The following is a 24,074-nucleotide window of genomic DNA, read 5'->3' as shown; positions in this document are numbered from 1 at the left end:
TCTTATTTGTTTATTATTCTTTTAATTCTTTCCAATGCTTCCGCCAACTTATTGTCTTTGCAACAAAGAGAGATACGGATATACCTTGCTCCGTTACTGCCGAAAATAAATCCCGGAGTGATAAACACTCTTGCTTCATGCAATACCTTTTCCGTCAGTTCCTCTACATCTTTGCAGGAAGCGGGGATCTTTCCCCAAAGGAACATACCTACTTGTTTCTCGTCGTAGATGCATCCCAATGTTTTCATAATTTCACCGGCAAGGTGGCGACGGTTGCGATAGTTTTCGTTGTTGCCTTCGTACCACTCAGCTTCTGCTTCAAGAGCAGTTGCTGCAGCCAGTTGCATGGCACGGAACATACCGCTGTCGATATTACTTTTCACTTTCAATATCCATTGCACGAACTCCGCGTTCGATGCCAACATACCGATGCGCCAGCCGGGCATATTATGACTCTTGCTCATAGAGTTAAACTCAATGCAACACTCCTTGGCTCCCGGTACACTTAGGATACTGATAGGTTTATCATTCAGGATAAAGCTGTACGGATTGTCGTTCACAATCACGATATTCTTTCGGCGTGCAAAATCAACGAGACGCTCATAGATTTCCGGAGTAGCATTGGCACCTGTCGGCATATTCGGGTAGTTGGTCCACATCAGTTTTACCCGGCTAAGATCCATCTTCTCCAGTGCCTTAAAGTCGGGCATCCAACCGTCTTCTTCTTTCAGGTCATAATTTACAACTTCCGCTCCAAGTATTTTACTCAAAGAAGTATAGGTGGGGTATCCCGGATTGGGGACTAACACCTGTTCACCCGGATTGACAAATGCCAGTGTAACATGGAGGATTCCTTCCTTCGAACCGATCAATGGTTGTATTTCCGTATTCGGATTCAATTCTACTCCGTACCAATGTCGATACCAATTGGCGAAACCTGTGCGCAGTTCGGGGATACCTACATACGGTTGATAACCGTGTCCGTTGGGATCATGAGCATTGTTGCACAATGTTTCGATGGTTTCCTTTGAAGGAGGCATATCAGGACTGCCGATGCCCAAACTGATGACATCTTTTCCTTCAGCATTCATCTGCGCTACCTCTTTTAGTTTCTTTGAAAAGTAGTATTCGCTAACACTCGCCAATCTGTCGGCAGGAGCGATTTTATACGTTTGACTTTCCTTCTGCATATTCGCCTAATAATTTAAGTTCTTTGGTTAATGGAGTGATTGCGGCAATAGATTGCTTGTATCTTAGATAATCGTTGAAGACTACATCTACGTAAAATTGGTATTCCCATTCTCGTCCGATGATTGGCAACGATTGGATTTTTGTCAGATTGATATGATAGAATGATAGAATAGACAAAACCTGTGACAGGCTGCCTTCCGCGTGCGGAAGAGTGAATACCATACTCGCCTTGTTGGTTGCATTGGCATGATGTTGACGGAGCTCATCCACTTGCCAGGGATCGGCAACTACCAGAAAACGGGTGAAGTTGTGTTTGTTCGTTTCAATGCCTTCCTGAAGGACCTTCATGCCATAACGTTCGGCTGCCGCCTTGGAGCAGATGGCGGCGTGCCCTTTTAGATTTTCATTCATAATGATTTCCGCGCTGCCGGCAGTATCTTCACTTTCCACTACTTTCAATTGCGGATGTTGATTCAGAAATTCACGACATTGCATCAGGGCAATAGGGTGGGAGTTGACTTCAGTCAGATCTTCCCAATTCTCATCGGGAAGACAGACGAAGCTGTGCGAGATACGCAGTTTGTATTCACCAATGATTTGTGTGCCGCTTTGTCGCAACAGCTCATTGTTGTGCAGCAAGCTTCCCGCAATCGTATTTTCGATAGCTAACATTCCGATAACCTGATTGTCTTTCTGTATCGAAGTAAACACGTCTTCGAAGTTGGCACAACAGATTAACTCTATATCTTCTCCCTCGAAGTATTTGTGTGCGGCGATATCATGGTATGAGCCGAGTATTCCTTGAATTGCTATTTTCTTCATTGTTCTAAATGTATTATATAAAAAAATCCCGCGTCCATCTTGGAGCGGGATTTATATGATTGATTTCTCTATTCAGTCCTTAAGCATCACTGTCACTTGATACATACAAACTCCCGCTCTACTTTGCTGCTAAAGTAAAAGTAAAAAAAGAAGTAATATGCATAAGTAAATGATTTCATTGAATCTTTTTTGCTTTGGTTTCTAATTCTGGGACAAAAGTAATAATTTTCCGTTAGATGCAAACAAAAAACGATATTTTTTTTGTTTCCTTACCTAAAATATATAAAAAGGATACTTAGAAGATACCCGGAAGTGTCTCCGGTTTCGGTCCCAGATTCTTGAATTCTCCGTTCAGTGCGGCTTCCTCTTTCGGATTCAGCTCCAGAGATTTTTTCATGTCTTCGATGGAACCATCTTTATCACCATTCAGCAATTTAGCACGTCCGCGTTCTTTGTAGGCCTCTGCGAAGTTGGGATTCAGTTCGATCGCTTCATCAAACAGTCCGATGGCTTCCGTCAACTTCTTCTGATTGATATAAAGTTGCCCTAAGTAAAGGTATGCCTGTTCGTTAAACGGGTTTATTTCCGTCACCAGTTTGTAATCTTCTTCCGCTTCCTCGTCCTGACCGTTAGCTTCTTTCACTTTTCCGCGTAGGAGCATTGCTGTCTCTTCTTCCGGATTTTGGGCAAGTACAGCGTCTATATCCTCCATCATTTCTTTATACTGTTTCAGATTTAGCAGAGCCTCCGCACGTAACAGACGGGCTTCGATGAAATCGTCCTTCAACGTGATTGCTTTGGTGAGATGGGCAATCGTCATCAGATCATCGTTCTGTCCTTTGCGGGCTTTTCCTAACAGGTAATGAGCTACGGCATTTCCCTCTTCGATGGCAATTGCTTGATGGGCGACCTCTTCCATGGCTTGATAATCCTCCTGGATGAAACATACATTTGCCAGTGTCAGGAAAGTACTTGTGACCTGAGGCTCCATGGCAGCCATTTTCTCCAACAGTTCACGGGCTTTTCCCATTTCTTCCATCTGAATGTAGAGTTGGCTCAGATAGCCCATTGTTTCAAACTCTTCCCGGATGGCAAGAGCTTCTGTGAAACATTTTACTGCATAATCCGGACGTCCCATGCGTTGCGCACGTAAACCGTCATATTTGAAGATCTCGAAGTTTTTCTGATCGTTTTTCTGTTTTTCACTCTCCGGCGTTTCCGACTTTCCGGAGAAGAAAGATTTAAAAAAGTTCGACATGGTGTGTTATTTTTGAGTTACCTCGCAAAGGTAGTAACTTATTTTGGAATATGTATCATTCCGTCTTGCATCTTCCACTCACCTTCTTCCAATAAATACCGGATGACTTCACTGATATTCTCTGCCTCCGCTTCTATTTTTTCAGCTATTTCTGCCGGTGTATGCGGCTTTTGGACAAGTAATTCTGCTATTTTCTTTTTCAGTTCTTCAAGAGATTCCCCGGTCAGCGTATCTGTTGCACGGTGACTAAGGCAAACATCGCATTGTCCGCAGTTGTGCTCGTTTTTCTCTCCGAAGTAGCGGAGTAGCATCCGGCTACGGCATACATTCTCCGAAGTGACATATTCTTCCATCGCTTTGATGCGATCTTCATACCGGGCTTTACGCTCTTCGTAGACAGCAGGGGGAATGTGCACAAAACGAAGTTCCTGCCGCTCGCGCGTATATATAATATAAGGAGTCTTTTTGTGCGGAATATAATCCACGATGCGGCGTTTGGAAAGCGTGACCAATATGTTATAAATCTGTTCCCGGGTCAGTCCGGTACGTACGGATAGGGTGGCTTCGCTGATATAGGCATAATCGGTAAACACTCCGGTGTAAGAACGGAGAATCATCTGTATCAGTGCCTCGGCTTCCGTTCCCAGTTCCCGCAGTTTGTACAGTTCGTCCCGGCGAATCGTAAAAAGAAGGCGGGAGGCGTTGTCCTGTTCGTCCGTATATTCCAGGTAACCGGCTTGAGTCAGTATCTTCAGTGCACTGTCTACCGGGACCGGGAAGTATTTGAACTTCCGGCAAAACTCTTCCAGATTAAATTCACGGACACATTGGAAACCGTCGCCCATGGCCATCTGGTAGTAATATTGCAGATGCTCATACACATTGAGAATATATTCTTTGTCGGGAAAAGTATCCATTACCCGCCTGTGTAGCACCGTTTTGTCCGTTTTAGTGTATAAGATTACGGCATACGCTTTCTCGCCGTCTCTTCCGGCACGTCCGGCTTCCTGGAAGTAGGCCTCGAGAGAATCGGGGAGGTCGAGATGCAATACGATACGTACATCGGGCTTATCGATTCCCATTCCAAAGGCATTTGTTGCTACCATCACACGAACTTCACCGCTTTGCCACCGTTTTTGACGCAGGTCTTTTACGGCGTTATCCAGTCCGGCGTGATAAAAGTCGGCGGTAATCTGTTCGTTTACCAGTAGTTCCGTGATTTCTTTGGTCCGTCGTCTGTTGCGGACATAAATAATGGCGCTGCCCGGTACCTTTCGTAAGATATGCAACAGCTCTTGCGTCTTGTTATCCGTTTGTCGGACCATATACGCCAGGTTTTTCCGCTCGAAACTCATGCGGAAAACATTTTCTTCACGGAAATTCAAGCGGGCTTGAATATCTTTCACCACTTCCGGAGTGGCGGTGGCGGTAAGTGCCAGTACCGGAATTCCCGGTAACAGCGCCCGTATCCCGGCAATTTTCAGGTAAGCGGGTCGGAAGTCATATCCCCATTGTGAGATACAGTGACTTTCGTCAACTGTAATCATGGAGACTTTCATCGATTGTAGTTTGGTACGGAATATGTCCGTGTCCAAACGTTCCGGAGAAATATAGAGGAATTTGTAATCACCGAATATGCAATTCTCCAATGCCGTGAGGATTTCCTGCCGCGTCATGCCGGAATATACGGCAAGAGCTTTGATACCACGTCTGCGGAGATTCTGCACCTGGTCTTTCATCAGGGCGATAAGTGGAGTAATGACAATGCAAATCCCTTCCTGAGCGAGAGCAGGCACCTGAAAAGTGATGGACTTACCGCCTCCGGTCGGCATGAGTCCCAGCGTGTCCTTGCCTTCGCCGATACTGGTGATGATCTCCTCCTGCAAGTCGCGGAAGGAGTCATATCCCCAATATTGTTTTAATATCTCCTGGTACTTATTCAATCGGCTTTATATCCTCGATTTGAAGTTGCACCTCACCACGCTTGTGCGTGTTTTCTTCAATGGCGTAACAGATGTCGAACGAGCGTTTCGTTTTGATATAACGCACGTGTGAACTCTGTCCGAACGCGATGCCGTTCATTACATTATTCGATTTATTGTCCACCAGTTCGAGTTTGATATGTTCCTGATCGCGTCCCACCACTTTACTCGTTCCATAATCATAGACATGATGAGTGCAGAAAATAGGTTTTGTGTTATCGGGACCGAAGGGATTAAATTTCTTCAGGTCGTTGAAGAACTTGGACGAAATATCCCTGAAGTCGATTTCAGCGTCAATGTCAATCACAGCACTGGTTTGTTCCGGCAGGATATGCTGTGAAACGTACTCTTCGAACCGTTTGGAGAAAGCCTCCACATTCTCCACTTTCATCGATAGTCCGGCGGCGTATGTATGCCCTCCGAAGTTCTCCAATAGGTCGCGGCAATGCTCGATTGCTTTATACACATCGAATCCGGAAACAGAACGTGCGGAGCCTGTCGCCATGTCATCCGTCCGTGTCAGTACTACAGCGGGGCGATAATACACTTCTGTCAGGCGAGAAGCTACGATACCGATCACTCCTTTGTGCCATTCTTCGTTGTAGAGCACAATAGAACGCCGGTCTGCCAACCCTTCCAGATGGGCAACGATGTTGTTCGCCTCTTCCGTCATACTCTTGTCAAGATCCTTTCGGGTTTTGTTGTACTGGTTGATTTGTCCGGCTTTCTCAAGCGCTACCGAGAAATCTTTTTCCGTCAGCAGGTCTACAGCTTCTTTACCGTTCTGAATACGTCCCGATGCATTGATGCGCGGTCCGATTTTAAACACAATATCGCTGACGGTGATTTCCTTTTCAGAAAGTCCGCATACATCGATAATAGCCTTCATGCCGATACTCGGGTTACTGTTCAGTTGCTTCAAACCGTGGTAGGCGAGGATCCGGTTTTCACCCATAATCGGAACGATGTCCGATGCAATACTCACAGCTACAATGTCGAGCAAAGGAATCAGGTGATGGAACTCGATGCCGTTGCTGATAGCGAATGCCTGCATAAACTTGAAACCGACTCCACAGCCGGAAAGGTGGGTGTACGGGTACGTGTTGTCCAGGCGTTTGGCGTTCAAAATAGCTACGGCAGGCGGGAGAATATCATCCGGCACGTGATGGTCGCAGATGATAAAGTCAATCCCTTTCTCTTTGGCATACGTAATTTCCTCTACAGCTTTTATTCCGCAATCGAGTACGATAATCAGTCCCACACCGGTTTCAGCGGCATAGTCTATTCCTTTTTTCGAGATGCCATACCCTTCGTTATAGCGGTCGGGTATGTAATAATCAAGGTTCGAATAGAACTGTTGAATAAACTTGTAGACCAATGCCACAGCAGTAGTACCGTCTACATCATAATCTCCATAAATTAGAATACGTTCTTTCTTTCCCATCGCCCTGTTCAGACGTTCTACTGCCACATCCATGTCCTTCATCAGGAACGGGTCGTGCAGGTCGGGCAATTGCGGACGGAAAAACTTCTTGGCATCCGTTGCCTTCGTTATTCCCCGCTGTACCAGAAGTTGTCCAAGGATCGGGCTAATCCCTAATTCCTGGGCCAATGTCCGGCTTGTCTCTGTCTGTTCGGGTGTAATGGGCCGATAATTCCATTTGTGATTCATTTTATATATTGTTTTTTCTTTTTCTGTTCTCAAGGGTTGAGAAAGGCACTTCTTCCCAACGAGGGGTAAAAGTACGAAAAAAACCGGAAGTGGAAGTAGATATGACGAAAATATTTCAAGACCGGCTTTGGGAAGATAACTTCTTTTATCTATCTTTGTTAATTAATTTATTAACTTAACATATTTATCTGTCTGTTTACAATGAGAAAATACTTCGGTATCCTTGTCTTTGCTCTCTGTTCCATCGGAACATTGAAAGGGCAGACTGCATCAGATTCTCTGGCAATCGTTTCTGCCCAATGGGAGATAGTACATTCTCAAAAGGGAATTATCTGCAAGAGCGCATCTATACCGCAGCTTTATCAGTGTCCCCAGGTTATCAACCTGATAGAGATTGACCCCGGCAGAGGGATGAAGACGGGTATTGCCCTATCGGACGGTATGAAAAAGACAAGCCGGATAGCTTCCGAACATCATGCGCTTGCAGCAATCAATGGCTCTTATTTTGATATGAAGCATGGGAATTCTGTCTGTTTCCTGAAGACGGGCAGGCAAGTGATGGATACGACAACGATAAGCGAGTTTAAACTGCGTGTCACGGGAGCCGTTTATGAACGGAAAGGAAAGATGAAGCTGATTCCTTGGAACAGAAAGATAGAAAAAGAATATAAGCGAAAGGCGGGTACAGTATTGGCAGCCGGTCCGTTATTATTAAAGGACGGTCGGGTGTGCGACTGGAGCTTGTGTGGTCCGGACTTCGTACGGACCAAGCATCCCCGTAGCGCTGTTTGCATGACGAAGGACGGAAAGATACTGCTCGTCACGGTGAACGGACGTTTTCCGGGGCGTGCCGAAGGGGTGAATATCCCCGAACTGGCACACCTGCTTCGGATATTAGGCGGTAAGGATGCGTTGAACCTCGATGGCGGCGGTTCCACAACATTATGGCTGTCGGGAGCACCGGAGAATGGCGTTGTCAATTATCCTTGTGATAATAAACGTTTCGATCATGCCGGAGAACGCGGAGTGTCCAATATCATTTATGTTTATGAATAGCCATTGCATCATTTCATAGAGTTTCATGCTTGTTGCAGTCAATTTTACTACTAAATAATACAAGTAGAAAACTGCTTTCAGCCTTCAGCTTATTCAAAAAAGCCCTTTTCATCGAAGGTTTTGCCTGAAGGCACACCTGAATGCAAAAGTGTATGGTTTCAGCCTTTTTTACTACAATATCTTGTAATAAAGGAATTGTTTTAGTGAAACGGAGCTTGCATTTCACCCAAACGGAGGCTCTGTTTCACCTAAATAGAGCCTCTGTTTTACCCCGATAGAGGCTCTATTTATATACTCCGCTTGACATTGAGCGAAACCACGCTTTCATGTCTCAAAACACTTCTTCAAAAAAACAGGCGGTGATAGGTGACAGATGAGGTGATAGGTTAATAACAACCTATCACCGCTCTGTAGATGCGATGAATAAAGAGTTTCAGGACGACGGTGATAGGATGAAAGAGGATTTTCATTTTTACCTGTGGGAGAGCTTGTCTTTTCCTTCATGTTTGTGTCTGTGGACTTAAAAACGTTGGGATAGATTTCACTAAATGGAATAAAAGTGTTATTTTTGCCATTCGTTCTTAACGGAAATTAATCGAGAAATGATAGAAGATATTAAAAAAGCCTGTCAGGTGATGAATGAAGGGGGGGTGATCCTTTATCCCACCGATACCGTATGGGGTATAGGCTGTGATGCGACGAATGAAGAGGCTGTACGCCGCGTGTATGAGATCAAGAAACGCGCTGACAGTAAGGCTATGCTGGTTTTGGTAGACTCTCCGGTTAAAGTGGATTTTTATGTACAGGAGGTGCCTGATGTTGCATGGGATTTGATTGAAGTTGCCGACAAGCCGTTGACGATAATTTATTCCGGAGCGCGTAACTTAGCATCGAATTTGCTCGCCGAAGATGGCAGTGTGGGGATTCGGGTGACGAATGAAGAGTTCTCCAAACGACTCTGTCAACAGTTTCGCAAAGCGATTGTTTCTACTTCGGCGAATGTCAGCGGGCAGCCGGGTGCGGCTAATTTTAGTGAAATCAGTGATGAAATCAAATCGGCGGTAGATTATATCGTTGGCTTTCGTCAGGATGATAGGAGCCGGCCGAAACCCTCAAGTATTATTAAGTTGGAAAAAGGTGGAGTGATAAAGATAATTCGCGAATAAATGAAAGAAGAAAAACTTAGTTTATTACAGCGTTGCATCAAATGGCGGGAAGCGAATATAAAGGAGAAGCAATTTATCCTGATATTAAGTTTCCTTGTGGGAATCTTTACAGCGTTTGCTGCATTAATATTGAAATTCTTAATTCATCAGATACAGAATTTCCTGACCGATAATTTCAGTGCGACGCAAGCCAACTACCTGTATTTGGTATATCCGGTAGTCGGAATCTTTTTGGCAGGCTGGTTTGTGCGCAATATAGTCAAGGACGACATCAGTCATGGAGTCACCAAGATTCTATATGCCATTTCCCGCAGGCAGGGGCGTATCAAACGACATAATATCTGGTCGTCTACTATCGCCAGTGCCATCACTATCGGATTTGGAGGATCGGTCGGGGCGGAGGCGCCGATTGTGCTGACCGGTTCAGCTATCGGTTCCAATTTGGGTAGCGTCTTCAAGATGGAACACCGCACGCTGATGCTGCTCGTGGGATGTGGAGCGGCAGGTGCCATTGCCGGTATTTTCAAAGCTCCGATTGCCGGGCTCGTGTTTACATTGGAAGTCCTGATGATTGACCTGACTATGTATTCTTTGCTTCCGTTGCTGATTTCTGCAGTGACCGCGGCTACCGTATCTTATATTACTACCGGTACGGAAGCTATGTTTAAGTTTCATCTTGATCAGCCATTCGAACTGGAACGTATTCCTTTTGTTATCTTGTTGGGAATCTTTTGCGGACTGATTTCGTTGTACTTTACGCGTGCCATGAATTCGGTGGAAGGCCTCTTTGGTAAACTTAATAACCCTTATAAGAAACTGGCTTTCGGTGGTGTGATGTTGAGTGTGTTGATTTTCCTTTTCCCGCCTCTTTATGGTGAAGGATATGATACGATTGAGCTTTTGCTGAATGGAACATCTGCGGCAGAGTGGGATACGGTGATGAACAATTCTATGTTTTACGGTTACGGTAATCTGCTGCTGGTTTATTTGATGTTGATAATTTTGCTGAAAGTATTTGCCTCCAGTGCAACGAATGGTGGCGGCGGCTGTGGTGGAATCTTTGCACCTTCGCTTTATCTGGGGTGTATTGCCGGGTTTGTTTTCTCTCATTTCAGCAATGATTTTGCTTTCTCTGCTTATCTGCCGGAGAAGAATTTCGCGTTGATGGGAATGGCGGGAGTGATGAGTGGCGTCATGCACGCTCCGTTGACAGGGGTATTTCTGATAGCCGAACTAACCGGTGGATATGATTTATTCCTTCCGTTGATGATTGTATCCGTTAGTTCATATCTGACTATCATTGCTTTTGAGCCTCATAGCATCTATTCGATGCGTCTGGCCAAGAAGGGAGAGCTGATTACGCACCATAAGGATAAGGCCGTATTGACATTAATGAAAATGGAAAATGTGGTGGAGGACGATTTCGTTGTTGTGCATCCGGAAATGGATTTGGGCGAATTGGTGAAAGCAATTGCTGCTTCTCATCGAAATGTGTTCCCGGTGACAGATAAGAGGACGGGTGAATTGCTGGGAGTCGTACTTCTCGACGACATTCGTAACATCATGTTCCGGCAAGAACTTTATCATCGTTTCACTGTTAATAAATTGATGACATCTGCCCCTGCCAAGATATTCAATACGGATGGAATGGAACAGGTGATGCAGACGTTTGATGAGACGAAAGCCTGGAATCTTCCGGTAGTGGATGAAGAAGGACGATATCAGGGGTTTGTCTCTAAATCGAAGATATTTAATTCATACCGGCAAGTATTGGTGCATTTCTCTGAAGATTAACAACCGTAAGGGCAATCATTCGTGCTTAAGTAATGATAACATGTCGAATTAATGAAAAAAGAAGACTTAAGAATTGTATATATGGGGACTCCCGATTTTGCGGTAGAGGCCCTGCGTCAATTGGTAGAAGGCGGTTATAATGTGGTGGGGGTGATTACTATGCCCGATAAGCCTGCCGGACGCGGACATAAGATTCAGTATTCTCCTGTAAAGCAATATGCGCTTGAACAAAACTTGCCGTTGCTTCAACCGGAGAAATTGAAAGATGAGGCTTTTGTAGAAGCGTTGCGTGGATGGAAGGCGGACTTGCAAATTGTAGTTGCTTTCCGTATGTTGCCCGAAGTGGTATGGAATATGCCCCGATTGGGCACGTTTAATCTTCATGCTTCTTTGCTCCCTCAATATCGTGGCGCTGCTCCTATCAACTGGGCGGTTATCAACGGTGATACGGAAACGGGGATTACCACTTTCTTTTTGAAACATGAGATAGACACCGGAGAAGTGATTCAGCAAGTGCGCGTGCCTATCGCAGATACCGATAATGTGGAAGTGGTACATGATAAGCTGATGATGTTGGGAGGAAAACTGGTTCTTGAAACGGTGGATGCCATATTGAGTGGAATGGTAAAAACGATTCCTCAAGAAGAGATGGCAGTTGTCGGTGAACTTCGTCCGGCTCCAAAGATATTTAAAGAGACTTGCCGGATTGACTGGAATCAGCCGGTGAAGAAGATATACGACTTTATCCGTGGATTATCACCTTATCCTGCTGCTTGGAGTGAACTGATTACTTCTAAAGAAGAGACAGCAGTGGTGGTGAAGATATTTGAAAGTGAGAAGGTGTATGAATCACATTCATTGGCCACAGGAACAATCCTGACAGATGGGAAGAAATTCATGAAAGTGGCTGTAACGGATGGATTTGTGTCTGTTCTTTCGTTACAGCTTCCCGGTAAAAAACGTCTGAAAGTAGATGAATTTCTTCGTGGGTATCACCTGGGAGATGATTGTAAGATGGAGGTGATTCATCCGATGAGGTGATTAAAATAAGAGACGACTATAACCTAAAAATAGAAAAATGATGAAACCAATTATCGCTCCTTCCATCCTTTCTGCCGATTTTGGATATCTGGCAAAGGATATTGAAATGTTAAACCGCAGTGAAGCGGAGTGGGTACACATTGATATTATGGACGGAGTATTTGTTCCGAACATTTCATTTGGATTTCCGGTACTGAAATATGTGGCGAAGTTGAGCAAGAAACCGTTGGATGTGCATTTGATGATTGTGAATCCGGAAAAGTTTATTCCGGAAGTGAAGGCACTGGGTGCTCATACGATGAATGTGCATTATGAAGCCTGCCCGCATCTGCATCGGGTGATTCAGCAGATCAGAGAAGCAGGGATGCAACCTGCTGTAACGATCAATCCGGCCACTCCGGTAGCTCTTTTACAAGATATTATACGGGAGGTATATATGGTGCTTGTCATGAGCGTCAATCCGGGATTCGGTGGGCAGAAGTTTATTGAACACTCTGTAGAAAAGGTTCATGAACTGCGTGCCCTGATTGAACGGATAGGCTCGAAAGCACTGATTGAAGTAGACGGTGGGGTGAATCTGGAAACAGGTGCCCGCTTGGTTGAGGCAGGAGCTGATGCGCTAGTGGCTGGTAATGCTGTCTTTGCGGCACCGGATCCGGAAGCTATGATTCGTCAGCTACACGAACTGTAACTGATTTGTTGAGTACTTTTTACATCCATCGATATCCTTATATACGCCTGATTATCCCTTGGGTAGCAGGCGTTTTTTGTGGTGATCATTTTTTTGACCGTTCATGGGAACTCTTATGGCCTGTGCTGACCTTTGGACTTTGCATTGCTTTATTGTTTGTCCTTTATTTCCTGAAACGCTATTCATTGCGATGGTGCTTTGGATTGGCAGTTTCTATCCTTTGTTTCATGGGAGGATGGCTTGGGATAACTTGGCAATTGCAACAGGCTGTTTACTCTTTTCCTGAAGATGAAACTGTGTATCGGATTTTGATAACGGATGCACCTCAAGCAAAAGAACATACGTATCTTTGTCAGACACAATTGAAAGAACGTCGTGACACTATCGGTACATATCCGATAGGGCGTGCTGTGCTTCTTTATCTACAGCAAGATTCGGCTGCCGCCCTGTTAAAGAATGGAGATGAACTGTTGATCTCTGCCCGTATTTCTCCTCCTCACAACAATCGGAACTTTGATGAATTTGATTATGAACGCTTCCTGATGTACAAAGGAATCTGTGGAACAGGATATGTTGCGTCTGGGAAATGGACAATCTTAGCTTCAAACAAACCACCATTATCTCCGGGTAACTCCCCTGTCTCTTTGCAACGGGGTGGAAAGAATAGCCTTGATCTCAAAAGTGTAGCCGGTTCTTGCCGAAGAAAGGTGATCTCACTTTATCGGGAACTAGGATTTACCGGTGATGAGCTGGCTGTACTTTTAGCACTGACCATAGGGGACAAGACTGAATTAAGTGATTCGGTTCGTGAGAGTTACTCTGTAGCCGGTGCCAGTCATATTCTTGCTTTATCCGGTTTGCATATCGGGCTTTTATATACACTGCTCTTTCTCATTTTGCAGCCCGTTGCCCGAAGAGGAAATATAGGTAGAGGTATGCGTTCTGTTCTTCTTCTGGTTCTATTGTGGGCTTTTGCCTTTTTTACAGGACTTTCTCCTTCTGTGGTACGGTCGGTCAGTATGTTCTCTATTTTAGCAATGGCAGATGTGGTTGGGCGTCAACCGCTATCTCTAAATACACTGGCAGCAGCTGCATGGTTGATGTTATTTTGTAATCCGGCATGGTTGTTTGATGTTGGCTTTCAACTCTCTTTTCTTGCTGTTGCTTCCATTCTATTGATGCAAAAGTCGATCTATCACTTGATTACGGTGAAAGGTAGAGTCGGAAAGTATGTTTGGGGAGTGATGAGTGTGTCTATTGCCGCACAAATAGGAACGGCACCGCTTGTCATGTTTTATTTCTCCCGATTCTCTGTGCATTTCCTATTGACGAATCTGGTCGTTATCTCTTTGATTACGATTCTCTTATACGCTGCTGTCGTGATGCTTCTTCTGACTCCTCTTTCATGGCTTCAGGTGATAGTGGCCGAAGGTGTCAAGAAGCTATTGGAAGGACTTAATTTTTTCGTCCGTTGGGTGGAACAGCTTCCTTACGCTTCTATCGATGGAATCTGGCTTTATCAGTCGGAAATATGGGGTATTTATATTGTCGGCTGCTTATGGGCTTATTATTTCAAGAATCGTCGATATCGGAATTTATTGATTGGTCTTTTTTCTCTCTTATTACTGGGTACTTATCATGCAACATTGTATGGGTTGGATCGTCCTCGGACGGGCTTGGTCTTTTATAACGTGCGCGGTTGTCCTGCAGTGCATTGCATAGGGAATGACGGGCGCTCTTGGATAAGCTATGTAGATTCTATCCCCGATAAAAAACGTCTGGAACGCGTGGCTGCTAATTATTGGAGACGTCATCACCTTCTGCCTCCCCAAGAAATAACTACCGATTGCCGGTATGTTGAACTGAACCGTCGGCAGCAGATTGTATCTTATCATGGTTGTCATGTTGGTGTGATCAATGACAATCGTTGGCGCAACAAAACCACCGCTTCTCCGTTATATATTCATTATCTTTACTTATGCAAAGGATATGACGGACGTCTGGAGGAACTCAACCGGGTCTTTTCTTTCTCTTACGTCATATTGGACGCATCTCTCCCGGAATACCGCAAACACCTTCTTGAAAGCGAATGTAAAAAATCCGGTCTGCGGTTTATCTCGCTATCCGACGAAGGTTCTGTCCGCTTTTTGCTCTAAGTACAAAGATTTATCGTACATTTGCACCGTGATAAAGTATAAAGAGTATGTTGACGAAAGTAATTGAACAAGCTAAAATCGACCATTTCATCAAATGGTTTGAACGAGCTGACAAAATAGTAATTGTATCTCATGTTTCTCCTGACGGTGATGCTATCGGGTCTTCACTGGGACTATATCATTTCTTGGATTCACAGGAAAAAACTGTAAACGTCATTGTGCCGAATGCCTTTCCTGATTTCCTGCGGTGGATGCCGGGCACCAAGGATATTCTTTTGTATGACCGTTACAAAGATTTTGCAGATAAATTAATAGCCGAAGCAGACGTCATTTGTTGTCTCGACTTCAATGCGCTGAAACGTATTGGCGATATGGCAGATGTCGTGGCTGCTTCTCCGGCACGTAAAATAATGATTGATCATCATTTGCATCCCGAAGAGTTCTGTAAGATAGTGATGTCCTATCCTAAAATATCTTCTACTTCCGAACTGATATTTCGTCTCATTTGTCGTATGGGGTATTTCAGTGATATATCTAAGGAGGGTGCAGAATGCATCTACACAGGGATGATGACAGATACCGGCGGATTCACTTATAACTCGAACAACCGGGAAATTTATTTTATCATCAGTGAACTCCTTTCTAAGGGGATTGATAAAGATGATATTTACCGTAAGGTATATAATACTTATTCAGAGAGTCGTCTACGTTTGATGGGATATGTATTGTCGAACATGACCGTGTATTCGGATTACAATTCGGCACTCATCACACTGACGAAAGCTGAACAAAGTAAATTCAACTATATAAAAGGCGATAGCGAGGGCTTTGTAAATATTCCCCTTTCCATTAAGAATGTCTGTTTCTCTTGTTTCTTGAGGGAAGATACGGAGAAACCGATGATTAAAATATCCCTTCGCTCAGTAGGAACCTTTCCTTGCAATCAGTTGGCTGCCGAGTTCTTCCATGGAGGAGGTCACTTGAATGCTTCGGGTGGTGAGTTTTTCGGAACGATGGAAGAGGCAAAAGCAGTCTTTGAGAAAGCGCTTGAGAAGTATAAATCTTTGCTAACAGCGAAAAGCTAAAAATGGAAGGTTAAAAGTGAATGTGAAAAGGTTAAAAGATACGAACTTTCAACTTTCCTCTTTCAACTTTTAATGATTTTGAGATACATTTGTACGGAATATAGCTAAATAACAGATAATGAAGAAACTTGTATTTTTATTTCTCTCTTTGTTAACCGCCGGAAGTCTGTTTCTGGCATGCGACGATTCGAAGACTTATGCGGAAATGCTGGAAGATGAGAAAAATGCGGTGAATAAGTTCATCAAAGATAATGATATCCATGTCATTTCACTGGAAGAGTTTGAACGGGACACTGTTACGGCTTCGAAAGATGCTGGGGATGATTATGACGAATATGTTGCTTTCTCCAATGGGGTATATATGCAGATCGTAGATCGTGGCGGAAAGGAGATCGGGGAGAATGGAACGGAATTTATTAATAAGGCAGATACTTTTGCTGACAATGATATCATTTGTACTCGTTATGTGGAAAAGGATATGATGAAAGGAGAGATTACCTGTTTCAATGTACCTTTGGAAGAATGGATGGATTATCCGGATTATTACAAGTTTCCATTAACATTCCGTTATGTACAAAATGCGTCTACTGTTTATGGAATCGTTTTATCCGATGCTTTGAATTACGATTTATTATGGAATAGTAATGGTTATGGAACTGCGATTCCATCCGGATGGTTGATTGCTTTACCATATTTACGTAACGATGCTCATGTACGCTTGATTGTACCCTCTAAGATGGGGCATACAACTGCGCAACAATATGTCAATCCCTACTTCTATGATATCTGGAAGTTTGAGAAAGCCAAAAGTTGAGACACTAACATTAAATAAATATTTTAGTTAAAAACGATGACTCTAATCAAATCGATCTCTGGAATCCGCGGAACTATCGGCGGAGGAGCGGGAGAAGGACTGAACCCGCTTGACATTGTAAAATTCACCTCGGCTTATGCCACTTTGATTCGTAAGATCTGCAAAGTGAATAGCAACAAGATTGTTGTCGGACGTGATGCCCGCATCTCTGGTGAAATGGTAAAAAACGTGGTAGTAGGCACCTTGATGGGAATGGGCTGGGATGTAGTGGACATTGATCTTGCTTCTACCCCCACCACAGAGCTTGCTGTTACCATGGAAGGTGCTTGTGGTGGCATTATCCTGACAGCTTCTCATAACCCCAAACAGTGGAATGCATTGAAACTCCTGAATGAACACGGTGAATTTCTGAATGCAGCCGAAGGCAACGAAGTACTTCGTATTGCGGAAGCAGAGGAATTTGACTATGCCGATGTCGATCATCTGGGATCTTACCGCAAAGACCTGACTTATAATCAAAAGCATATTGACAGTGTATTGGCTCTTGACCTGGTAGATGTAGAAGCTATCAAGAAAGCCAATTTCCGTGTAGCTATCGACTGCGTAAACTCGGTAGGCGGTATCATTCTTCCCGAACTTCTTGAACGTCTGGGTGTGAAACAGGTAGAAAAACTCTACTGTGAACCTACCGGAAACTTCCAGCACAATCCCGAACCGCTTGAAAAGAACCTGGGTGACATTATGAACCTGATGAAAGGGGGCAAGGCCGATGTAGCATTCGTTGTAGATCCTGATGTTGACCGCTTGGCAATGATTTGCGAAAATGGTGTAATGTACGGTGAGGAATATACACTGGTCACTGTGGCTGACTATGTACTGAAACATACTCCGGGTAATACCGTATCTAACCTGAGTTCTACCCGTGCCCTGCGTGATGTAACCCGTAAATATGGTATGGAATACAATGCTTCTGCTGTAGGCGAAGTGAACGTTGTAACGAAGATGAAAGCAACCAATGCCGTTATCGGTGGTGAAGGAAATGGTGGAGTGATCTATCCTGCCAGCCACTATGGTCGTGATGCATTGGTAGGTATCGCTTTGTTCCTTAGCCATCTGGCTCATGAAGGAAAGAAAGTTAGCGAGCTTCGTGCCACTTATCCTCCTTATTTTATGGCAAAGAACCGCATTGATTTGACACCTGACACAGATGTAGACGCCATCCTTGCCAAAGTGAAGGAAATCTATAAGAATGAAGAAATCAACGATATCGACGGTGTGAAGATTGACTTTGCCGATAAATGGGTACACCTACGTAAAAGTAACACGGAACCAATCATCCGTGTATATAGCGAAGCATCTACTATGGAGGCGGCTGAAGAAATCGGTCTGAAAATAATGGATGTGATTAATGAATTGGCAAAGAAATAAGAAGTAACTAAAAACACATAATAACAGAAAAGTCGTATCATTTTTGATACGACTTTTCTGTTATTACCCAATATTGTCCTAAATAAATTTTGAGCATGAGCTAACTGACTATACTGTTAAGTATAGCCTCGAGAGTTCAAAATCAATCCCCCCTAATCGTTTTCGATGGTTTCGGGAGGTGGTGTAAATGGTTGATCAAGCCATTTTTGGAGGTCGATTTTGGTAAATGTGTTCAGCCGGAGGGTGACCACAAGGTTAGCCAATGCCCATTTGTATCTTGCGATGTGCTTTAGCCATGTCAGAATCAGCATTGTAGTCATAGCAGTCCATATTTGGGTCTCTACGGCATTGCGGGATGTGCCGATAAAGCTCTTGATGCGTAGCAGTTGCTTGAGGTTGCGAAAGAAGATTTCTATGTTCCACCGAGCCTTGTACAGAGCCGCTATGCTTGATGCTGCCAATGTGAAGTTGTTTGTGAGTAGCTCAACCTCAAAACCGTGTTCATCGTTCCATACTGCGATGCGACGTAAACGTTTGGGATATTTGGATTTGGCCGCCGAGAGTTCGAACTCGATTATTTCGTCAATAAGTACATTCTGAGCGTGTTTTTCAGGCAAAGGCAACTCCTCTATGGCTTTGTACCGGATATTGTCTTTATGACGCACTACAAAGAACACGTTGCTGCTGTCCCAATTATTCAGCAATGAGTAGTCACAGTAGCCTCGGTCGGCTACTACAATACTATACGGATGTAACTCAATATCAAAAGCAGCTTTGTTGTCGGTGGTTTTGCCATCGGTGATATTCACGAACTCCGGCAAAAGACTGTCATAGTCCAATAGCGTGTGCATCTTGACCGCCCCCTTGGTGGTAGTGTAATGTGCCCAGTCATATATTGACAGAGTCAATGACACCAATGTGGAGTCGAGCAGTTTTATCGGCATCTTGAAACGGAACTTTCTTCGTTGCCATAGGGCTTGCTGTCCGAAATACTGAAACAACGAGTAGAATATGCCTCGAAAAACCGAACTGTCTCGGTTGGCGTTCTGATATGCTACCGTTGACTTGGATGGTGCACGGTTGATTCCCAAATGATTGAGGTTGCCGGTGGCTGATTTCAGCCCGTTTGAGATATCTCTGACTGAATCACATCCTGAGAATTGGCTGAAAATCATGCTAACAAACTGACTCCATGTATTGTAGCCCTTGCAATGCTTGTCTGACCCCGAAGATTTTATGATTTTCCTGATATTTTCTTTCGGGAGATGTGATATTACCTGTGCGAAAAGTGTTATATTTGCCATAGGAAGTAGATGAGTTGGTGGCTCGCTACTAAGGTAGTCATTTTACCTTAGTTCTACTTCCTTTTTATTTGTTCCCCCAATTTATTTAGGACAATATTGGTTATTACCATATTTTGTTAAGATATCATTTATTTTTTTAGTATATTTGCGCTATTATGAATATTACTATCTAACCGATGTATATAACTTGGAAAATATGGTGAAAACACGTCTGATTATATTTCTTATTGCGCTAATACCTTCAATGATTGTTGTTGCTGATAATGAGAAAGATTCTTATTTCTTTTCAAAGGTAGATTATCAACAAGGATTATCTCATAGCGCAGTGCTTTGTCTTTTTCAAGATAATGATGGACTGATGTGGTTTGGAACTTATGATGGGGTCAATTGTTGGGATGGTAAAACCATGGAGGTGTTTCGAACCGATTTTTCAGTAGATAAGACGTTAAGTAACAATGTTATCCATTCTATTTCTCAGGCAGATAACGGTTGTTTGTGGATTGCCACCCATTTAGGAATAAATCGTTTCTCACAAAAAACGAAGCAAATTGTTGGTAATTACGATTTTCAGGGTAATTATTACGTTCATTCTAACAAGCAAGGAAATACATGGGCACTTACGGACGATGGAATTTTCTATTATAATACAAAATATCAGAAATTTGTTTCAGTAGGCACAGCTGCATTATCGATGGATGGTATGGAGCAGCGGGCATTTGTAACTGATGATGGGGTACTTTGGCTTTTCCCACCTCATACTGGACAGATTCAATATTACTCACTAAACGCTTTTGATACTGATAGCTTATCAGCGAAATTGACTGTCTCACCCATACAATTTCATTCGAAAGTTATTGAAAATATTTTCTATCAGAATGGTGTTTTTTGTTTTATAGATTGCGACAAAGATTTGTATATGTATGATATTTCCCGTAAATCTAAAATTTATATTCGTAATCTTTCATCATTAGTACAAAAATATGGAGTAATAGCAGGAATCGTTCCCTTTTATGAAGATATTGTTATTGGATTTCGTGCAAACGGTTTAGTTCGTTTACGTACATCGAGAAAATACGAAGAAGAGATCGTTAATCGAAATATCCGTATTTATGGAATGTATCGTGGATCGCCTCAAGGTATGCTTTGGATTGCATCGGATGGACAAGGAGCTGTGATTTATGCAAAAAAATATTCAATTGCCACTAATCTGATATTGAACCGTATGTCGACTAATTTGAGCCGGCAGGTACGTTCGGTCATGACTGATAAGTATGGAGGATTATGGTTTGGAACAAAAGGAGATGGACTTTTGCATCTGCCTAATTTTCGGGATGCAGACAAGAACATGCTTGTAGATGCTACAGCTTATTCTCCCGGGAAAAAGCAGTCTATATCTTCGTATGTGAAATGGGATCAGGAGTTCCATGTTTATAAATTGGTACAAAGTCGCTACAGCGATAGGTTTTGGATTGGAGCCGGAAATCCGGGATTGTATTATTACTCATTTAAAGATGACGAGATACATCAAGTAGAAAATGCTTTAGATTATCCACCTATCGAGATACATGATATTTATGAAGGAAGCGATAGTGTGCTCTATGCTGTTACGGCAGGAGTGGGATTTTATAAGTTGATAATAGAAAAAGGCTCGAAAACTATCAGTGTGCGAAAACAGAAACGCTATCATTTCTTTCATGAACAACAGGAAATTACGATGTTCTATCCCATGTTGGCAGAAGGTGATTCTATTTTATGGTTAGGAAGCCGAGAAAAAGGACTTGTCCGTTTTGATAAACGGACGGAAGAATATCAGGTTATATCTTTGAAGGAGATGCTTCATAAATCGGTGGATGATATATTAAGTTTGCATTGGGCTCAAGATGGTAAAATGTATGTAGGAACTACTTCTGGTTTGGTTTGTCTAACCTTTTGTGAGAAGAAAATACAGGCTAGCTATATCGGTAGAGAGCAGGGGCTACTTAATGATATGATACATGGCGTACTGGAAGATGGGAATGGTTTTCTTTGGTTAGGAACTAATCGCGGACTTATCAAATATAATCCCCAAAATGGTGCATCGCACGATTATTATTATACAGCTGGTGTACAGATTGGTGAGTTCAGCGATGACGCTTATTACCAATGCCCTTATACAGGCAGTCTTTTCTTTGGAGGTATTAACGGATTACTTTATCTGGACCGTAAGGTGGCGGCAGCCCCCGAATTTTACCCCGACATCTTGCTGCGTCGTCTGTGGATAGGGCGCAAGGAAGTAAGTTTAGGCGATTATTATGCAGCCGACGGAAAAAGTTTGCAACTGGACGGAGACGCCGCTTCTTTTTCTCTCTCTTTTGTCGTGCCTGATTATTTAACCGGTGAAGAAGTGGAATATTCATTCATCCTGGAAGAATATGAAAATCAATGGACTTCATTCAGCAGCATCAATGAGGCTTCATATACTGATGTTCCTGCAGGTGATTATATTTTTAAAGTCCGTTATAGGAAAGATGTGTTCGATACGGAATATAAATTATTTTCTATTCCTATACATATTCTTCCTCCTTGGTATCAGTCAGTATGGGCTTATCTCTTTTATCTTTTGGTGTTAACCCTCCTTGCTGGCTATCTGTTTTATTTGATTCGCAGATATTTCCTTCATGAAAGAATATTGAAACGGTTACTTCATACCGAAAGTCAACAGAGTGTAACAGGACATGTTACTTATAGCCGAGAATTGCTTGATAGTTTTACACTTATTTATCATGCTTGCGATCAATTGCGTGCAGAAAATACTTCTTACGAGCAACGGAATCAACAGGTTGAGTTGATACGGGAAACTGCTATGGCTACCCTGTTCCGTCCGGAAACGCTCCATTCGGAGAAGTTGAAGCATTTCTATCCTACTACTTTTATCCTTTCCGCTCGCATGTGTATGCAAGAATTATCAATGGAGGTGTTGCATACATTGCAGGGACAAGGGGTTGATACTTCTTCCCTGCATTCATCCATTTCTGTTGGTTTTACTTTCCCTGTATACAAGAACGCTTTGCGTTGTATCTTGTATTATTGTTATCAATATGTTTGCTTACAGTCAAAATCGTCAGAAGTCACAATTGATGCGCAGGAAAAGGAGGAAACAATGTGGTTAACATTGTCGTCTGCCGCCAATGATATACTTAAAAATTTGTATGAACAGCTGACTGGTACGCAGTGTTCTGTACCTGATAAAAAAGATATCGATCACTCATTTAGTAGCCAATTGATGCTTTGTTTTGTGCAATCTGCTTTGGAACAACTCCATACCTCTCTACATTATAAAGTAATGGAATCCGGTTGTTGTAGTCTGACCCTTGTCTTTACGCCTGCGGCATTAACAGAAGAACAGTCAAAAGAAAAGATGACAATCTTACTGTTAGAGGATCGGGAAGAAATGGTTTGGTTAATAACAGGGCTGCTCTCAGAGAAATATTGCGTCTCTGTTGTCAAGAGTGTGCAAACCGCATTTGATGAAATTAGTCAATCCGCTCCCGCAGTCTTTCTAGTTGATATGGCGATGTATACAGAGGCCGAAAGTTCTTTTATGGAATATGTAGGAAAGAATCGTTCCGTGTTGTCGAAAACTGTTTTTATTCCGATGCTGACATGGAAAGCCAGTTCAGCCATTCAGCGTGAATTGATTTTATGGTCAGATTCTTATATCGTATTGCCTTATGATATTCTTTTTTTGAAAGAGGCGGTGAATAAAGCTATCTATGGCAGACGGGAACCTGCGCAGATTTATTTGGAGGATTTGGGAGAATTGTCCGGGCTGTTTACCTATACGACATCAGAGCAGGCAGACTTTATTCGAAAACTATTACGGGTGATCGAACAGAATCTTGATAAAGAAGATCTTGGTACTACGTTGATTGCCGATTGTATGTCTATAAGTCCGCGTCAATTCTATCGTAGATTTAAAGAAATCTCTCCTGTTTCTCCTAGCGACCTGATTAAAAATTATCGCATGGAGAAAGCTGCCCGCCTTTTGCAGAATGAAGAGCTTTCCATTCAAGACGTCATTACGGCTGTAGGTATCTCCAGCCGTTCCTATTTCTACAAAGAATTTACCCGGAAGTTTGGGATGACACCGAAAGATTTTCGCAGGAAGAATAATTCCGATGTGGTACAGGTAGAGAATGGGGATATATAAGTGGTGTTGGCGGTAACTAATCAATATAAATGTGAATGTGATGGATATTAATAAAGGTAATGAATGGCAGAAAAATATGGTTGATAATTTTGCTAATAATGGGGAGTAGTATCTGCTATCCTTCACGTACAGAACTATAATACTAAAGTTTTGTACCGTCTACAATCATCGCAAAGTTTGTTTTAATCATTTAGCATTTTTGAAATAAACGTCCCAATGATTGTCTGCAAATATTAGGAAGATTATGATTAGCTATTAGCTAAAATTATTTTGCTAATGAGCTAATTTGATTATCCTCTTAGCTAATACCTTCATTTCTAACTTTGCCATTGGATCGAAGTAACACAGCATCACATATTAGTATTCCCTGCGCATAATTGCGTATAATCATAAATTGATCACATAGCTAAGAGAATAAGGTTTCT

The 24,074-nt window shown here is 43.0% G+C and carries 16 protein-coding genes; 10 read left to right on the top strand and 6 right to left on the bottom strand.

Annotated elements, in window-relative coordinates; genetic code table 11:
* Positions 1 to 2 precede the first annotated feature (2 nt).
* The 5 genes from AB9N12_RS03655 to recJ form a co-directional block, all read right to left on the bottom strand.
* Positions 3 to 1,190: a pyridoxal phosphate-dependent aminotransferase gene (locus tag AB9N12_RS03655; protein WP_369889764.1), complete on the bottom strand. Its 1,188-nt coding sequence runs from the start codon at positions 1,188 to 1,190 to the stop codon at positions 3 to 5.
* A complete protein-coding gene (locus AB9N12_RS03650; protein ID WP_369889762.1) occupies positions 1,165 to 2,013 on the bottom strand; it encodes a prephenate dehydratase in 849 nt (282 codons plus the stop codon). The genes AB9N12_RS03655 and AB9N12_RS03650 overlap by 26 nt, the downstream gene beginning before the upstream one ends.
* 295 nt (positions 2,014 to 2,308) lie before the next feature.
* A complete protein-coding gene (locus tag AB9N12_RS03645; protein ID WP_369889759.1) occupies positions 2,309 to 3,271 on the bottom strand; it encodes a tetratricopeptide repeat protein in 963 nt (320 codons plus the stop codon).
* A 38-nt stretch (positions 3,272 to 3,309) separates the two neighbouring features.
* Complete coding sequence (locus tag AB9N12_RS03640) at positions 3,310 to 5,214, bottom strand: ATP-dependent DNA helicase RecQ (protein ID WP_369889756.1); 1,905 nt, start codon at positions 5,212 to 5,214, stop codon at positions 3,310 to 3,312.
* Positions 5,207 to 6,925 (bottom strand): single-stranded-DNA-specific exonuclease RecJ, encoded by a 1,719-nt coding sequence (recJ, locus tag AB9N12_RS03635; protein WP_369889754.1) that lies wholly within the window; start codon positions 6,923 to 6,925, stop codon positions 5,207 to 5,209. Before recJ ends, AB9N12_RS03640 begins: the two co-directional genes overlap by 8 nt.
* Positions 6,926 to 7,126: 201 nt before the next feature.
* Between recJ and AB9N12_RS03630 the strand changes: the two genes are divergently transcribed.
* The 9 genes from AB9N12_RS03630 (at position 7,127) to glmM (ending at position 18,156) form a co-directional block, all read left to right on the top strand.
* Entirely contained in the window at positions 7,127 to 7,981 is an 855-nt protein-coding gene (locus tag AB9N12_RS03630) for a phosphodiester glycosidase family protein (protein ID WP_369889752.1), read from the top strand.
* Between the two features lie 602 nt (positions 7,982 to 8,583).
* The gene (locus AB9N12_RS03625; protein WP_369889750.1) at positions 8,584 to 9,147 is read left to right on the top strand and encodes an L-threonylcarbamoyladenylate synthase; all 564 of its coding nucleotides are present in this window, start codon (positions 8,584 to 8,586) and stop codon (positions 9,145 to 9,147) included.
* Positions 9,148 to 10,941, top strand: a complete 1,794-nt coding sequence (locus AB9N12_RS03620; protein ID WP_369889748.1) for a chloride channel protein — start codon at positions 9,148 to 9,150, stop codon at positions 10,939 to 10,941.
* 51 nt (positions 10,942 to 10,992) lie between these two features.
* Positions 10,993 to 11,982, top strand: a complete 990-nt coding sequence (gene fmt, locus AB9N12_RS03615) for a methionyl-tRNA formyltransferase (protein ID WP_369889746.1) — start codon at positions 10,993 to 10,995, stop codon at positions 11,980 to 11,982.
* A gap of 40 nt (positions 11,983 to 12,022) precedes the next feature.
* A complete protein-coding gene (gene rpe / locus AB9N12_RS03610) occupies positions 12,023 to 12,673 on the top strand; it encodes a ribulose-phosphate 3-epimerase (protein WP_369892796.1) in 651 nt (216 codons plus the stop codon).
* 8 nt (positions 12,674 to 12,681) lie between these two features.
* Positions 12,682 to 14,829, top strand: a complete 2,148-nt coding sequence (locus AB9N12_RS03605) for a ComEC/Rec2 family competence protein (protein ID WP_369892795.1) — start codon at positions 12,682 to 12,684, stop codon at positions 14,827 to 14,829.
* A 47-nt stretch (positions 14,830 to 14,876) separates the two neighbouring features.
* Positions 14,877 to 15,914 carry a bifunctional oligoribonuclease/PAP phosphatase NrnA gene (locus AB9N12_RS03600; RefSeq protein WP_369889744.1) on the top strand — a complete coding sequence of 346 codons (1,038 nt, stop codon included), beginning with the start codon at positions 14,877 to 14,879 and terminating at the stop codon, positions 15,912 to 15,914.
* 118 nt (positions 15,915 to 16,032) lie between these two features.
* Positions 16,033 to 16,728 carry a DUF4827 domain-containing protein gene (locus tag AB9N12_RS03595; RefSeq protein ID WP_369889741.1) on the top strand — a complete coding sequence of 232 codons (696 nt, stop codon included), beginning with the start codon at positions 16,033 to 16,035 and terminating at the stop codon, positions 16,726 to 16,728.
* Between the two features lie 36 nt (positions 16,729 to 16,764).
* The gene (gene glmM / locus AB9N12_RS03590; RefSeq protein WP_369889739.1) at positions 16,765 to 18,156 is read left to right on the top strand and encodes a phosphoglucosamine mutase; all 1,392 of its coding nucleotides are present in this window, start codon (positions 16,765 to 16,767) and stop codon (positions 18,154 to 18,156) included.
* A 152-nt stretch (positions 18,157 to 18,308) separates the two neighbouring features.
* Here glmM and AB9N12_RS03585 read toward each other — a convergent pair whose 3' ends face one another.
* Positions 18,309 to 19,460, bottom strand: coding sequence for an IS4 family transposase (locus AB9N12_RS03585; protein ID WP_369889338.1), 1,152 nt, complete (start codon positions 19,458 to 19,460; stop codon positions 18,309 to 18,311).
* Positions 19,461 to 19,656: 196 nt separating this feature from the next.
* Here AB9N12_RS03585 and AB9N12_RS03580 point away from each other — a divergent pair, with 196 nt between their 5' ends.
* Positions 19,657 to 23,649 carry a helix-turn-helix domain-containing protein gene (locus AB9N12_RS03580; protein WP_369889736.1) on the top strand — a complete coding sequence of 1,331 codons (3,993 nt, stop codon included), beginning with the start codon at positions 19,657 to 19,659 and terminating at the stop codon, positions 23,647 to 23,649.
* The last annotated feature ends 425 nt before the right edge of the window (positions 23,650 to 24,074 follow it).

This window comes from Bacteroides sp. AN502(2024) (genome assembly GCF_041227145.1).
Classification (GTDB): domain Bacteria; phylum Bacteroidota; class Bacteroidia; order Bacteroidales; family Bacteroidaceae; genus Bacteroides.
Note: the sequence above shows the minus strand (reverse complement) of the source record. Positions and strands in the feature narration are given on the sequence as shown.

Excerpts from the sequence above, each read along its gene's own strand:
- AB9N12_RS03655 (WP_369889764.1), bottom strand. The coding sequence starts at position 1,190 with ATGCAGAAGGAAAGTCAAACGTATAAAATCGCTCCTGCCGACAGATTG.
- AB9N12_RS03650 (WP_369889762.1), bottom strand. The coding sequence starts at position 2,013 with ATGAAGAAAATAGCAATTCAAGGAATACTCGGCTCATACCATGATATC.
- AB9N12_RS03645 (WP_369889759.1), bottom strand. The coding sequence starts at position 3,271 with ATGTCGAACTTTTTTAAATCTTTCTTCTCCGGAAAGTCGGAAACGCCG.
- recJ (WP_369889754.1), bottom strand. The coding sequence starts at position 6,925 with ATGAATCACAAATGGAATTATCGGCCCATTACACCCGAACAGACAGAG.
- AB9N12_RS03630 (WP_369889752.1), top strand. The coding sequence starts at position 7,127 with ATGAGAAAATACTTCGGTATCCTTGTCTTTGCTCTCTGTTCCATCGGA.
- AB9N12_RS03625 (WP_369889750.1), top strand. The coding sequence starts at position 8,584 with ATGATAGAAGATATTAAAAAAGCCTGTCAGGTGATGAATGAAGGGGGG.
- AB9N12_RS03620 (WP_369889748.1), top strand. The coding sequence starts at position 9,148 with ATGAAAGAAGAAAAACTTAGTTTATTACAGCGTTGCATCAAATGGCGG.
- fmt (WP_369889746.1), top strand. The coding sequence starts at position 10,993 with ATGAAAAAAGAAGACTTAAGAATTGTATATATGGGGACTCCCGATTTT.
- rpe (WP_369892796.1), top strand. The coding sequence starts at position 12,023 with ATGAAACCAATTATCGCTCCTTCCATCCTTTCTGCCGATTTTGGATAT.
- AB9N12_RS03600 (WP_369889744.1), top strand. The coding sequence starts at position 14,877 with ATGTTGACGAAAGTAATTGAACAAGCTAAAATCGACCATTTCATCAAA.
- AB9N12_RS03595 (WP_369889741.1), top strand. The coding sequence starts at position 16,033 with ATGAAGAAACTTGTATTTTTATTTCTCTCTTTGTTAACCGCCGGAAGT.
- glmM (WP_369889739.1), top strand. The coding sequence starts at position 16,765 with ATGACTCTAATCAAATCGATCTCTGGAATCCGCGGAACTATCGGCGGA.
- AB9N12_RS03585 (WP_369889338.1), bottom strand. The coding sequence starts at position 19,460 with ATGGCAAATATAACACTTTTCGCACAGGTAATATCACATCTCCCGAAA.
- AB9N12_RS03580 (WP_369889736.1), top strand. The coding sequence starts at position 19,657 with ATGGTGAAAACACGTCTGATTATATTTCTTATTGCGCTAATACCTTCA.